Consider the following 12,511-nt stretch of genomic DNA (forward strand, 5'->3'; position numbering starts at 1 on the left):
GCCCGGATCATTCTCGCAGCACGGCAGGTCGGGAGGGCCAGTGGGGTCAGAAGGCCGCCGGGCGCACCTGCGCGTCCACGCCGCCGTCGATGACGAACTGCGAGCCGTGGATGTATCCCGCCCGGGGGCCGAGCAGATACGCGATGAGCGAGGCGATCTCAGCGGGTTCGGCCTTGCGCGCGATGGGCGCGGTGAAGCCGCGGATGAGATCGCCGTAGCGCGGATCGTCGAGTCCGGCGCGCAGCAGCGGGGTGTCCACCGTGCCGGGGGCGACGATGTTGAGCCGCACGCCCGCGGCACCCCATTCGGCCGCGCGCTGCCGCGACGCGACGGTCAGGGCGTTCTTGGACCAGGCGTAGGCGAGGTGTCCGGCGTAATCCCCGGCCGGTTCCAGCGCCGTGGTCAGCGCCGCCCGATCCGCGCCCACCGACAGCGGATTCTCGGCCCAGACCACCTGAGTGGACGCGACCGAGGACACCACGACGACCGCCGGCGATTCGCCCCTGCGCAGCGCGGGCAGCAATCCGTCGAGCACGGCGAGGGCACCGTGATAGTTGATGTCGATCAGCCGCAACGGATCCGGGGTGTGCGGACCGATTCCGGCGCACAGCACCGCGCCGTCGAGGACCCCGCCGGAGCGTTCCAGCACGCCCTCGATCGCGGCCGCGCGGCCTCGCGGCACCGCCAGATCGGCGTGCACCGCGGCGTCGCGCAGGTCGACGCCGATGATGTCGTGTCCGGCGGCGGACAGCGCGGCGGCGGTGGCGGCGCCGATGCCCGAGGCGGATCCGGTGATGGCGATCGTCATCGAAACTCCTTGACTGACTGAAACCCAGCGGCAAGCGCGATTAGAACAGGTCTCAGAAAGCTGGGCAACGACCATTCCCGACCACTAGCATCCGGATCATAATTAGAATCTGTTCTAGTTTTCGCCTCGGCGACGGGGCACGGCGAGAGGACACCGATGCGCTTCACCTACGCGGAGGCGATGACCGACCCGGCGCACTACATCCCGCTGGCCCAGGCCGCCGAGGCCGCCGGATTCCACAGCATGTCGATCGCCGACAGCGTCGCCTATCCGGCCGAATCGGATTCGACCTATCCCTACACCCCCGACGGCAACCGGGAGTTCCTCGACGATAAGCCGTTCATCGAGGCCTTCGTGCTGTCGGCGGCGCTGGCGGCCGCGACCACCCGGCTGCGGTTCACCCCGTTCGTGATCAAGCTGCCGATCCGCCCGCCGGTGCTGGTGGCCAAGCAGGCCAGTTCGCTGGCATATCTGAGCGGTAATCGGTTCTCCCTCGGCGTCGGGATCAGTCCCTGGCCGGAGGACTTCCAGATCATGGGCGTGCCGTTCGGCAAACGCGGTCGGCGCATGGACGAATGCCTCGAGATCGTGCGCGGGCTGTGCCGCGGCGGATACTTCGAGTATCACGGCGAGTTCTACGACATTCCGAAGATCAAGATCACTCCGGTGCCGACCGAACCGCTGCCGATCCTGGTCGGCGGGCACAGCGATGCCGCACTGCGGCGCGCGGTGCGGCTGGGCGATGGGTGGATGCATGCGGGCGGCGATCCCGCCGAACTCGATCGGATGCTCGCCCGGCTGACCGAATTGCGTAGCGAGCGTGAGCGATCCGAACCCTTCGAGATCCACGTCGCATCCCTGGACGCCTACACCCCCGACGGCATCAAGCGCCTCGAGGACCGGGGCGTGACCGATGTGATCGTCGGATTCCGCTATCCCTATGTCGCGGGCACCGATACCGAACCACTGTCGAAGAAGATCGCGAACATCGACCGCTACGGCGATTCGGTGATCGGCAGGTGCGACTGATTCAGCGGCGCTTGGCGAAGCCCAGATCGATGACCGCATCGCGCTCGGCCACCAGCTCGGCGACGCTGAATTCGATTCGTTCGCGGGAGAATTCGCCGAGTTCGAGATCCGGCACGATCGTGTACTCGCCGCGCAGGCAGGTGACGGGGAACGAGGCGATCACACCCTCGGGCACGCCGTAGGACCCGTCGGAGGGCACCGCCATCGAGACCCAGTCGTTGGTCGGCGTGCCGAGCACCCAGTCGTGGATATGGTCGATCGCGGCGCTGGCGGCGCTCGCCGCCGAGGACGCGCCGCGCGCGGCGATGATGGCGGTGCCGCGCTGCTGCACGGTCGGGATGAAATCCTCGCGCACCCACTGCTCGTCGACGAGCTCGACCGCGGGCCGGCCGGCGATGGTGGCGTGGGTGAGGTCGGGGTACTGGGTGGCGGAGTGGTTGCCCCACACGCTGACCCGCGCGATCTCCGCGGCCGGCACGCCCGTCCGCCGGGCCAGCTGCGCGAGCGCACGATTGTGGTCGAGCCGGGTCATCGCGGTGAACCGCTCGGGCGGCACCTCGGGGGCGTTGCTCATGGCGATGTAGGCGTTGGTGTTGGCCGGGTTGCCGACCACCAGCACCTTCACATCGGCCGCGGCGCTGGCGTTGATGGCCGCGCCCTGATCGGTGAAGATCGGGCCGTTGGCGGCGAGCAGATCCGACCGCTCCATGCCCGCGGTGCGCGGCCGGGCGCCCACCAGCAGCGCGATATTCGCATCGGCGAAGCCGACCCACGGATCATCGCTGATATCGATCGATTCCAGCAGTGGGAACGCGCCGTCCTCCAGCTCCATCGCCACACCCTCGAGCGCGCCGACCGCGGCCGGAATCTCCAACAGCCGCAATCGCACCGGCGTATGCGGCCCGAGCATCGCGCCCGACGCGATGCGGAACAGCAAACCGTACGCGATCTGACCGGCGGCGCCGGTCACGGTGACTGTTACGGGCATACGGGCGGCAGCACTCACAGCAACTCCTCGAGTCCCGGTGATCTTCGAACCTCACCCCGAACCCTAGTCGCGCCCTCCCCGGGCAACCGCCCGGCGTGATCAAGTAGACACCCGTACCTCGCAATTCGGAATCACCCGACAAATCCCTGCCCTGCAACATGTTTCGCGAACTGCGCAGGAGTGGGGCAGCCCGAGGGATCCGAGTGCGGGATTCGACGAGCGAGGCTCGAGGGGCCCCGTCTGTCAGGACAGGGCGGCGATGTCGCGGTCGCCCAGTACCACCGGCTGCACGCTGTCGCGCGACCGGACCAGTTGGACGGCGCGGTAGAGGGGCCGGTCGGGAAGGGGGGCGTCGCGGGCCTCGGCGCGTAGTTGTTCGACCAGGACGGCCGAGACCGCCAGGGCGGCGGCCAGTTCGGTATGGGACAGAGCGTCGGCGAGGGCGCGCAGGCCCAGGATGTGGAGTTCGCGGCCGCTACCCGCGTCGGTGTACATGGCCAGGGGCACGATCCGGCTGTCGGGCCCGGTGGTGATGCGCAGGACGATCCGGCTCAGGCGGCCGGGGTAGACCAGGACCTCGACGCCGGTGGCCGCGGCGACGTCCAGGCGCCGCGAGCCGAACAGGGTGCGCGCGCGAAGTTCGCTCCCCGCCAGCCACATTCGGCGGCGTTGTACGGCCACGGCATAGACCGCGGTGGGCGCGCCGAGAGCCAGTCCGGCCAGAACCGCGACCGGCCAGCTCACCAGCAACGCGAGCAGCACCGCCGCCACGACGCCGACCGCGACCGCGGCCAGGGCCAACCGGCGCAGCATCGGCGCGACCATCTCCGGTGCGATCAGATCCAGCCCGACCGGTTGCGGCACAGGGGAATTCGGTTGTTCAGTCACGCATCCACATTCGTCCGAGCGGAATACGCCCCGGCCGCGCACCGGGGCATGATCCGTGACCGTACTACCGATCCGCCGCCAGCGCGGCCGAGACGGTCGAGACCGCCGCATCGATCCGGATCTGGCGCTGATCGCCGGTGGCCAGCTCCTTCAGCCCGATCTCGCCCTCGGCCAGGTCCCGATCACCCAGCACCAGAGCGTATTTCGCGCCGGAGCGGTCGGCGGCCTTCATCGCGCCCTTCACCCCGCGCCCGCCGTAGGCCAGATCCACCCGGATGCCCGCCGCCCGCAGCTGCGCGGCCAGCGCCACCAGCCGCGCCTTGGCCGCCTCGCCCAGCGGCACCCCGAACACGTCCACGCGGGCCGGTTCGGCGGCCGATTTGCCCTCGGCCGCCAAGGCCAGCACGGTGCGGTCGACGCCGAGGCCGAAACCGATACCCGACAGCGGCTGCCCGCCCAGCTGGGCCATCAACCCGTCATAGCGGCCGCCGCCGCCGATTCCGGACTGGGCGCCCAGACCGTCGTGCACGAATTCGAAGGTGGTCTTGGTGTAGTAGTCCAGGCCGCGGACCATGCGGGGATTGACCACATACGGCACCCCGAGCGCGTCCAGATATCCGAGCACCTGCTCGAAGTGCACCTTGGCCGATTCGGACAGGTGATCGAGCATGAGCGGGGCGTCGGCCGTCAGCGCCCGCACCTCGGGCCGCTTATCGTCGAGCACCCGCAGCGGGTTGATCTCGGCGCGGCGGCGGGTCTCCTCGTCCAGCGGCAGGGCGAACAGGAACTCCTGCAGCAGCTCCCGATACTGCGGGCGGCAGGTGTCGTCGCCCAGCGAGGTGATCTCGAGCCGGAACCCCTCCAGACCCAGCGAGCGGAATCCGGCGTCGGCGACCGCGATGACCTCGGCGTCCAGCGCCGGATCGTCCACGCCGATGGCCTCGACGCCGACCTGCTGCAGCTGCCGATAGCGCCCGGCCTGCGGCCGCTCGTAGCGGAAGAACGGACCCGCGTAGTAGAGCTTGACCGGCAGTTGCCCCCGGTCGAGGCCGTGTTCGATGACCGCGCGCATCACCCCGGCCGTACCCTCCGGGCGCAGCGTCACGCTGCGGTCGCCGCGGTCGGCGAAGGTGTACATCTCCTTGCTGACCACGTCGGTGGATTCGCCGACGCCACGCGCGAACAGGGCGGTGTCCTCGAAGATCGGCAGCTCGACATGCCCGTATCCGGCCAGTCGGGCCGAGTGCACGAGCGCGTCGCGGACGGCGACGAACTCCGCCGAGCCGGGCGGCACGTAATCCGGGATCCCCTTCGGGGCGGTGAAGCTGCTGGTCTTGGTCACGATCGTCCAGTCTTTCAAACCCGGATGCCTCGAGTCCAACCGGTTCCAGGCTGGGCAATTGTACGGGTCCCGTGCCGAACGTTAGGTCTCGTCTCAGGAAGTGATGGCACACTCTTATGCCGACAGCCGACGATCACGGGAGGAACTGGTAGTGCCGAGTAACGAACAACGGCGAGCGGCGGCAAAACGCAAGCTGGAGCGGCGACTGGCCCGGCAGGCCGAGCGGAACCGCAAGCGCAAGCAGCTCACCATCGCCGGCTCGGTGCTCGGCGTGGTCGTCGTGGTGGCGGCGGGCGTGGGCATCTATTACCTGACGCGCGGCGACGACAAGGACAACAGCTCCCAGGCGTCGGGCTCATCGCAGACGACCACCCCCGAGGCCGCCCCGCCGCCGCCGGCGAAGGCCTTACCCGCGACCGTCACCTGCACCTACCGCGACGGTGGCGAGCCCGCCAAGCCCGGCATCCAGAAGCCCAATGGCGACGGCATTGTCGCCAAGGGGCAGGAGTCCGTCACGATCACCACCAATCAGGGACCGCTCGGCCTGAATCTCGATCGCGGCGAATCCCCTTGCACCGTCAACAGTTTCGTGAGCCTGGTGAGCCAGCACTACTTCGACAACGCGCCGTGCCACCGGCTCAGCACCAAGGGCCTGCAGATGCTGCAGTGCGGCGATCCGACCGGCACCGGCAAGGGCGGCCCGGGCTACGCCTTCGACAACGAGTACCCGACCGATCTGTACTCCGGCCCACAGGATCCCAACGCCCAGATGCCGGTGCTGTACAAGCGCGGCACGATCGCGATGGCCAATGCCGGGCCCGGCACCAACGGCAGCCAGTTCTTCCTGCTGACCGGCGACTCCCAACTTCCGCCGCTGTACACCATCTTCGGCACGGTCGACGACGCCGGGATGAAGACCCTGGACAAGATCGCCGCGATCGGCGACGACGGATCGATGGATCCGAACCCGGGTGGCGGTAAGCCGAAGCAGCCGGTGACCTTCGAATCGGCCAAGATCGGCTGAGCGTCGGCGGCTTTCGTGCCGGTGCGCCCGCGTGTTGCGTACCGGCACGCCGCCGGCCGCCGAAGGGCGGTGAGATGCCCTGCCGGGGCAGCGAAATGGCATCGTGTCGCACTGGCCATGGGCGGTCCGGTTAGGGCATCCTCATACTGGAGAACATCCGGCGCTTCGGGGCCCGTGTCGCATATGTGCGTTATATGCTGTTGTTGCACAACGCGAGTAAGGCTGCCCTGCGTATTCGCTGGTAATCTCGAAGAACGAGTACGAAGCGGTGTAGTAACCGCCCCACCGGGTAGGACTACGCCCCGCCAGTGCTCGCGGTGTCCGCGTTTGCAGGAGGGATACCACCGCAAGAACCACCGTTCCCGCGGCGACGTCCCTGACGAAGCACCACAATCATCCATAGTGATCACTGCAGCATCGGGGAGCAGGCAATGGCCGAGGAACTCGACGACATCGGCCGCGAGACAGCGGCTTTGATGAGGCAAATGTTGCAGCTTGCGACGCTGGTCGCACTGCGCACCCGGGAACGCGGCCAGAAGGAAGCCGAGGCCCGCGTCAAGGTCACCGAGGCACGCATGAAGGACGCCAAGGAGTTGGCGCTGCGTGAGGCCCGCGAGGCCAAGGCGAAGGATCCGCGCAATCTGGAGCTGGCCCGCATGCTCGAGCGGCCCACCCTGGACAAGGGTGTATCCCTCGAGAAGGATCGCTTCGCCGCGCAGGCCACCGCCACTCGCATGGCCGCCCAGGCCGCGGCGAAGGACAAGGTCAAGGAGATGGGCCACTACGACTCCGTCGAGCGGCGCACCGCACTGGCCGCACATCTGGCCCGGATCGGCATCGCCCCGGATGTGGCGGCGGTCCGCATGCTGATGGAAGTCAGTCAGGCACAACCCCCCACGGCCGCCGTCGCCGCCAAACCGCAGGAACCCCCGCACGTGACGCGCGCCCGTCAGCAGGAGCTGGGCTTGGGTGTCAGCCTCGGCCTGGAGCAGTCGCACAGCTGACGCCCCGCCCCGAGGGATCTCTCCGGGGCTGCGGATCGGAGATCCGCAGCCATTCGGAAATCCCTTGCGGGGCAGGACGATTCAGGAGCGGAAGTCCCCGGTCGCCGGATCGACGGTCGGATCGCCGAACAGTCCCTGCTGCGGCGACTTCAGCGGCAGCGGGCTGAGCATATCCTTGTGGCCGTTGCGCACGCTGCAGTACTTGAACGGACCCTTCGGATCGAACAGCCGGGTCATATGCGGATCGGCGTGGTCGAGGAACCACACGCTCATACCCGTCTTCCCGTCCTGGCGCAGGTATTCCCACGCCCGCCACAGCGCCTCCAGCCGCATCGCCGCCTCGGCGTGCTTCCACCATTCGGGGCACCACACGGTATCGGTGAGATCGGTGACCTGCCGCCGATAGACGAGGCTCAGATAGTTCTCCACGAACTCGACCACGTTCGAGTAGATCATGTCTTGCTGCTGGTCGTTCACAGCGGCCGAACCTCCTCGGGCTGCCCATATGTCTGCGGCGGAGTGACATCGGTCAAGCCGCGCTCCTCGATCAGATCGCCGATCGTGGTCCGGCGCGGGCCCTGCGGATCGTGGCGGTCGATCGACTGGCGCACCGCGTCAGCGTACTCGCCCTCCCACCAGGGAACCGTTCGAACCAGTACGGCCGGTGTGCCGGAGGAGAATACGATCGCCCGGCCGCGCGGCAGGGTGGCCAGCGCGTTGACGCTGAAGGTCTTCGACGATCCGAGCGAGCGCGAATAGCTCTTGCTGCCCTTGGATTCCGAGACCGACTGCGAGATCACATCGTATTCGCCGATGGCCTCGGAGCGTTCCTGCAGGAACTTGGTGTCGTCGACACCGCTGCCGAGCACCTTGATATTGGCGGCCGCCCACAGCGCCTCCATGCCATCGGGGCCCCAGCAGCGCGCGCCCTGCGCCCAGGACTGCAGCACCGTCATCACCACGATGCCGCGCGAGCCGAAGTGGCTGTACTGCTTGGGCAGATCCTTCCAGCGCACCACGTTGGCGGCCTCGTCCAGCACGGCCAGCAGCGGAATGTCCAGCCGCCCGCCGTGCGAATGGGAGGCCTTGCGCATCGCCACATCGATCACGGCCTCGGTCAGCGCACTCACCAGCGGCGCCGCCGAACCGCGACCCTCCAGCGACAGGCTGTACAGGGTGCCGTTGCGGTCGATGAAGTCGAGTTCGTCGAACTCCCGGCGGTCGCCGCCCGGGGTGATCCACGGATGCACATTGGACAGCTTCAGGCAGCGGACCATCTTCTTGGCCATGCCGAAGATGCCGCTGCGCATGCGGGGATCGGTGTTGTACTGCGCGGACAGGCCCGAGGCGCTGAAGTGGTGACTGGCCCCGCGCAGCAGCTGGATCGGCTCGGTGTCCTGCGGATTGGTCACCCAGTCCCAGATCTGCACGATCGGCCGATCGGCCACGGCCGCGGCCAGGAACAGACCGGCCAGCAGATCCTCCGCCTCCTGCTCGAAGAACTTGCCGTCGCCGTCCGAGGCGCCCGAGATGCTGCCGTCGTCGCCGTCGGCGAAGTGACCGGCGAGCCGGGCCGCGCGCATCTCACAGCCCTCGTGCCGGGCGTCCACCCACCGCAACGGATCCCAGTACCAGGTCGCGGGCTCGTCGGCCACGCCCTGTGGATCGAAGACGAACACCTGAGATCCCTTGGCCGAGCGCACATCTCGCGTCGCATCGACCACATCGCGCTTATTCGAGGTGGCCAGCACCGGGCCGATGGCCGACAGGATCGCCGGGATCACCCGCGAGGTCGACTTGCCCTGGCGCGGACCCCAGATATCGATATGCAGATCCTCGTACGAGCCGTAGAGCATGACACCGTCGGACACCGACATGCCGATCGGCACGCCGGGCGGATCATCGAAGCCCAGCCGCACCCCGATCTGCTGGGCCTTCTCCTTCACCCCCGCCTCGGTCAGCGCCGAGATCGCGCCGCCGTTGCCCATCACCCCGGCCTTGTCGTCGACGGCGAGGTGGCCTTTCCCCTTGCGCTTCTTCAGTTCCCGGCGCACGACCACGATCGCCACCACCGCGGCCACCACCAGCAGCACGATGACCGTCGAGGCCCGCGGCCACTGCAGCTGACCCCGGGCCAGCCCGGCCACGATCGCGATCGGGTTGATCGGGATGTTCTGCTTGGTGACCGCCATCTGGTTGCCGAGCTGCAGGGCGAGCCACAGAATTCCGACCACCGCGAAGCCCAGATAGATCATGTACAGGGTGACATCGGGGCCCGGCTCGGCCGGATCCCTCACCTTCTTCGCCATCGCCGCCTCCTGAGGTGACCGTATACGTTGTTGTCGCTCACCGGAATCCGTCGAGCCGCCAGCCGTCGGGGGTGCGCGCGACGGTCGCGATCACCGTCGTCGGCGGCAGCGGCCGGCGTCGTCCGTCCGGGTAGACGACGGTCTGTTCGATCCCGATCTTGTACTGCTGATGGTCCGGATCGCCGCCGGGCGGCGCCTTCTCCCCGGACGCGAAGGTGAACGCCTCGATCTTCGCACCGGCCTTACCCCAATCCGCCCATTGCAGCGTCGGTTTCGGGGTGTCGACGCCGCTGGGCGGGGTGTCCAGGGTGCGGACCAGGCTGGGCCCCAGCCACTTCCGCGCCCGCCCCAGCGAACTGCCCTGGGTCTCGGTGACCGGATACCAGGTGTAGATCTCGCGCAGCGCCGCGACGGCCACCCCGTCGGATGTGGTCGGATCGGGCGCCGGGACGGCCTCCAGCGGCCGCACCGTCGAAGTCGGCGGTGACACGGACGAATCCGTGCCGCTACCGCTGCCGCCGCAGCCGACGGTCAGCATCGCGATGCCCGCCATCAGCATCACCACCAGATTCGCGCGCTTGGGGACCGAACTCACTGCTGTCCAGGCTAATCGCCGGAACCGCCCGATGGGGGTCGGCACGGCCGCCGTGATCTCGGCGTGTCCGATTCGGGGGCTCGAATCAGCGTTCACTGCATCCTCCGCAGACGACTGTCGCCGGGAACCGGGGCCTCGCGCACGCCGGACGGGTCGGCGGCGCGGATCATCGATCCCTTGCCGGTATAGATGCCGACCTCCGCCGGACCACGCGGGCCGAAACGGGAGAACACCAGATCGCCCGGTCGCGCGCTCCGCAGCGACACCTCGGATCCGGCCTCCCACTGCTGTTCGGCGGTGCGGGGCAGGATGATTCGGCCCGAGGACGCCGCGAATACCGATGCGGCGGTCAGGCCCGGGCCGTCGAATCCGCCGTCGGTCGGGCCCTGCGGTCCGCCGCCGCCCCAGATGTACGGACTGCCCAGCCATTGCCGGGCCGCCTGCACGACCTGCGCGCCGGTGGATTCGCCGTCGGGCTGGAAGCGGCCCATCGAGCCGGGCGCGCGGTACTGCGGTTCCATCGCCAGGATGTTGGCGACGTAGGGCTGCGTCTCGGAGAAGTGCGCGGCCACCTGATTCGGCATACCGCCCGAGGCCAGCACCGCGCCCTCACCGGCGTTGTAGGCGGCCAGGGCCAGCGGGACGATATCGCCGTGCACCTTGCCCTCGCCGACCCAGCGTTCGATCTGATGCGCCAGCGAACACATGTAGCGACCCTGGGCGACGATCGCATCGCCGTCGTCCCAGAGGCTCGCCGTGCCGTTGCCGTCGGCGTCGAGCAGATACGGCTTCCCGTCGTCGGGGTCGACCGAATTCGCGGTGGTGGGCAGGAACTGCGACAGTCCCTCCGCGCCCGCCGGGGAGGTCAGCCCGCGCCGGAAACCGGATTCCTGCCGGCCCTGAGCGGCCAGGATCGAGGGGGTGATCTCCGGGCACAGCGAGCCCGCGCGGCGGTACCAGATCTCGAGTTCGGGGGGCACCTTGCCGTCGGCGAGCGCGCCGCCCGCGGTGCCGAAGCCGCGACTGCACAGCGGATTGGTCGAAAACGGCCACGCCCCTTCGGCATTCGGGGTCGGCGCGCCGTCGAGCCAAGGAAGCGGGTCGATCTGGTGACCGCCGGTGAGGCGGCCGCCGGGCACGATCTCGAAATGTAAATGGGGACCGGAGGATTCGCCCGCCGAGCCGACCTTGCCGATCTGCTGTCCGGCGCGCACGGGCTGTCCGGCGCGCACCAGCACCCCGCTGTCCCATTCGTGGCCGTAGACGGCCGAGAACGGGCGGCCGTTCACATCGATGGAGTCGACCACGATCCAATTCCCGAATCCCGAGGCCGGACCCGCGGCGACGACCACGCCGTCGGCGACGGAGGAGATCGGCGTGCCGTCGGGCGCGGCCAGATCGACCCCGAGATGGGTACCGCCGCGCGCACCGAAGGGATCCGACACCGTGAACGAGCCCGCGGGCAGCGGCCAGGTCCGCCGGATCGGCGCGATCCCCGCCGCCAGCGACGGCGTCCCCGTCACGGCCGGATTCGCCAGAGCCGCAGGCTGATTCGCACCACCCGGGGTGGTTCCCGCAATAACGGCGGGCCCCTGAGACGGCGTCGCCGAGCCCCCTGCCACCGCGCTCGAACTTCCCGTCACCGCCCCCTCGGCGGTCCTCAACGCCCGCGGATCCCCCGGCAACATCGACCCCGACACACTCGGCTGATCCGCACACTGATCCTCCGAGGCAGGCAACACCACCACCAACACCAACGCGATCAACCCGACCACGCTCCCCAACCCCACCCACGCCACAGCCTTAGGACTCACCGCACCCCCGCCCCACCCTCACCAATCCCCGCACCCTTTCCCACCCCTCGCACCCTCTGCGGGCAGCCACAACAGGTGCGACAAGCGGGAACGGGTGCGAAGACCCCAGCACGCGATGCCACAGCCGCACCCCTTCCCGCCCCTCGCACCCCCTGCGGCCACCCGCAAAGGGTGCAACGAACGGGAACGGGTGCGAAGGCCTCAGCGCGGGGTACGGCAGCCGCACCCTTTCTCGTCCTTCGCACCCTTTGCGGGTGGCCGTAGGGGGTGCGGAGGGCGGGAAGGGGTGCGAGGGCGGTGGGGCGGGGCGCGGCAGCCACACCCGGGGTTGGCGGGCGCAGCCTGGTGGGGGTGCGGTCGCCAAGGCCGGGTGTGGACGCCGAGGGGGTGGGGATGGTCATGTGGCGCGTTTGGCGTCGTTGAGGGTTTCGACCAGGGTGCGGTTCATTTCGGCGGCGGCGGCCAGCTGTTGTTGGAGCAGGGCTACCTTGCGGCGCAGGGCTACCGCGTCCATGCGCTCGAGGCCGGGGCCCTCGGCGGCGGCGCGGACCCAGTTGCGCACCGAATTGGTGTGCACGCCGATCTGCTCGGCCACTACGCGGCACGCCTCCGATTCGCTGCGCAGCTTGCCGGTCAGCGCGAGCACCTGCTCGACCGCCGCCCGGCGCACCTCGGGCGACACTCTGCGATACGACCTGTGCGGCATCATC

Annotated in this window: 12 protein-coding genes; 3 read left to right on the forward strand and 9 right to left on the reverse strand. The window is 69.0% G+C overall.

Translation table 11 applies throughout. The annotated features are described in order from the left end of the window. Positions 1-46 precede the first annotated feature (46 nt). Complete coding sequence (locus tag ACIA76_RS02205; protein WP_397147417.1) at positions 47-808, reverse strand: SDR family oxidoreductase; 762 nt, start codon at positions 806-808, stop codon at positions 47-49. 156 nt (positions 809-964) lie between these two features. Between ACIA76_RS02205 and ACIA76_RS02210 the strand changes: the two genes are divergently transcribed. Then, the gene (locus ACIA76_RS02210) at positions 965-1,837 is read left to right on the forward strand and encodes a TIGR03619 family F420-dependent LLM class oxidoreductase (RefSeq protein ID WP_397147419.1); all 873 of its coding nucleotides are present in this window, start codon (positions 965-967) and stop codon (positions 1,835-1,837) included. 1 nt (position 1,838) lies between these two features. Here ACIA76_RS02210 and ACIA76_RS02215 read toward each other — a convergent pair whose 3' ends face one another. The 3 genes from ACIA76_RS02215 to hisS all read right to left on the reverse strand — a co-directional run bounded on the left by ACIA76_RS02215 (position 1,839) and on the right by hisS (position 5,055). Beyond that, the gene (locus tag ACIA76_RS02215; RefSeq protein WP_397147969.1) at positions 1,839-2,825 is read right to left on the reverse strand and encodes a malate dehydrogenase; all 987 of its coding nucleotides are present in this window, start codon (positions 2,823-2,825) and stop codon (positions 1,839-1,841) included. A 243-nt stretch (positions 2,826-3,068) separates the two neighbouring features. After that, positions 3,069-3,713: a hypothetical protein gene (locus ACIA76_RS02220; RefSeq protein WP_397147421.1), complete on the reverse strand. Its 645-nt coding sequence runs from the start codon at positions 3,711-3,713 to the stop codon at positions 3,069-3,071. A gap of 64 nt (positions 3,714-3,777) precedes the next feature. Next, complete coding sequence (gene hisS / locus ACIA76_RS02225; protein ID WP_397147423.1) at positions 3,778-5,055, reverse strand: histidine--tRNA ligase; 1,278 nt, start codon at positions 5,053-5,055, stop codon at positions 3,778-3,780. A 151-nt stretch (positions 5,056-5,206) separates the two neighbouring features. Here hisS and ACIA76_RS02230 point away from each other — a divergent pair, with 151 nt between their 5' ends. Together ACIA76_RS02230 and ACIA76_RS02235 are read left to right on the forward strand one after the other, a co-directional pair. Further along, positions 5,207-6,079 (forward strand): peptidylprolyl isomerase, encoded by an 873-nt coding sequence (locus ACIA76_RS02230; protein WP_397147425.1) that lies wholly within the window; start codon positions 5,207-5,209, stop codon positions 6,077-6,079. A gap of 431 nt (positions 6,080-6,510) precedes the next feature. Further along, complete coding sequence (locus tag ACIA76_RS02235) at positions 6,511-7,083, forward strand: hypothetical protein (RefSeq protein ID WP_397147427.1); 573 nt, start codon at positions 6,511-6,513, stop codon at positions 7,081-7,083. An 81-nt stretch (positions 7,084-7,164) separates the two neighbouring features. Here ACIA76_RS02235 and ACIA76_RS02240 read toward each other — a convergent pair whose 3' ends face one another. From ACIA76_RS02240 to ACIA76_RS02260, 5 genes are all read right to left on the reverse strand, one after another. Beyond that, positions 7,165-7,560: a DUF4913 domain-containing protein gene (locus ACIA76_RS02240; RefSeq protein WP_397147428.1), complete on the reverse strand. Its 396-nt coding sequence runs from the start codon at positions 7,558-7,560 to the stop codon at positions 7,165-7,167. Next, on the reverse strand, positions 7,557-9,392 hold the full coding sequence (locus ACIA76_RS02245) for a type IV secretory system conjugative DNA transfer family protein (protein ID WP_397147430.1): 1,836 nt from the start codon (positions 9,390-9,392) through the stop codon (positions 7,557-7,559). Before ACIA76_RS02245 ends, ACIA76_RS02240 begins: the two co-directional genes overlap by 4 nt. A gap of 37 nt (positions 9,393-9,429) precedes the next feature. After that, positions 9,430-9,987 (reverse strand): hypothetical protein, encoded by a 558-nt coding sequence (locus ACIA76_RS02250; protein WP_397147432.1) that lies wholly within the window; start codon positions 9,985-9,987, stop codon positions 9,430-9,432. Positions 9,988-10,079: 92 nt separating this feature from the next. Beyond that, positions 10,080-11,801 carry a peptidoglycan DD-metalloendopeptidase family protein gene (locus ACIA76_RS02255; protein ID WP_397147434.1) on the reverse strand — a complete coding sequence of 574 codons (1,722 nt, stop codon included), beginning with the start codon at positions 11,799-11,801 and terminating at the stop codon, positions 10,080-10,082. A 397-nt stretch (positions 11,802-12,198) separates the two neighbouring features. After that, positions 12,199-12,510, reverse strand: coding sequence for a transposase (locus tag ACIA76_RS02260; protein ID WP_397147436.1), 312 nt, complete (start codon positions 12,508-12,510; stop codon positions 12,199-12,201). Between the last annotated feature and the right edge of the window lies 1 nt (position 12,511).

The sequence above is a fragment of the Nocardia sp. NPDC051570 genome (assembly GCF_044454005.1).
GTDB lineage: Bacteria > Actinomycetota > Actinomycetes > Mycobacteriales > Mycobacteriaceae > Nocardia.

Excerpts from the sequence above, each read along its gene's own strand:
- ACIA76_RS02205 (WP_397147417.1), bottom strand. The coding sequence starts at position 808 with ATGACGATCGCCATCACCGGATCCGCCTCGGGCATCGGCGCCGCCACC.
- ACIA76_RS02210 (WP_397147419.1), top strand. The coding sequence starts at position 965 with ATGCGCTTCACCTACGCGGAGGCGATGACCGACCCGGCGCACTACATC.
- ACIA76_RS02215 (WP_397147969.1), bottom strand. The coding sequence starts at position 2,825 with ATGCCCGTAACAGTCACCGTGACCGGCGCCGCCGGTCAGATCGCGTAC.
- ACIA76_RS02235 (WP_397147427.1), top strand. The coding sequence starts at position 6,511 with ATGGCCGAGGAACTCGACGACATCGGCCGCGAGACAGCGGCTTTGATG.
- ACIA76_RS02245 (WP_397147430.1), bottom strand. The coding sequence starts at position 9,392 with ATGGCGAAGAAGGTGAGGGATCCGGCCGAGCCGGGCCCCGATGTCACC.
- ACIA76_RS02260 (WP_397147436.1), bottom strand. The coding sequence starts at position 12,510 with ATGATGCCGCACAGGTCGTATCGCAGAGTGTCGCCCGAGGTGCGCCGG.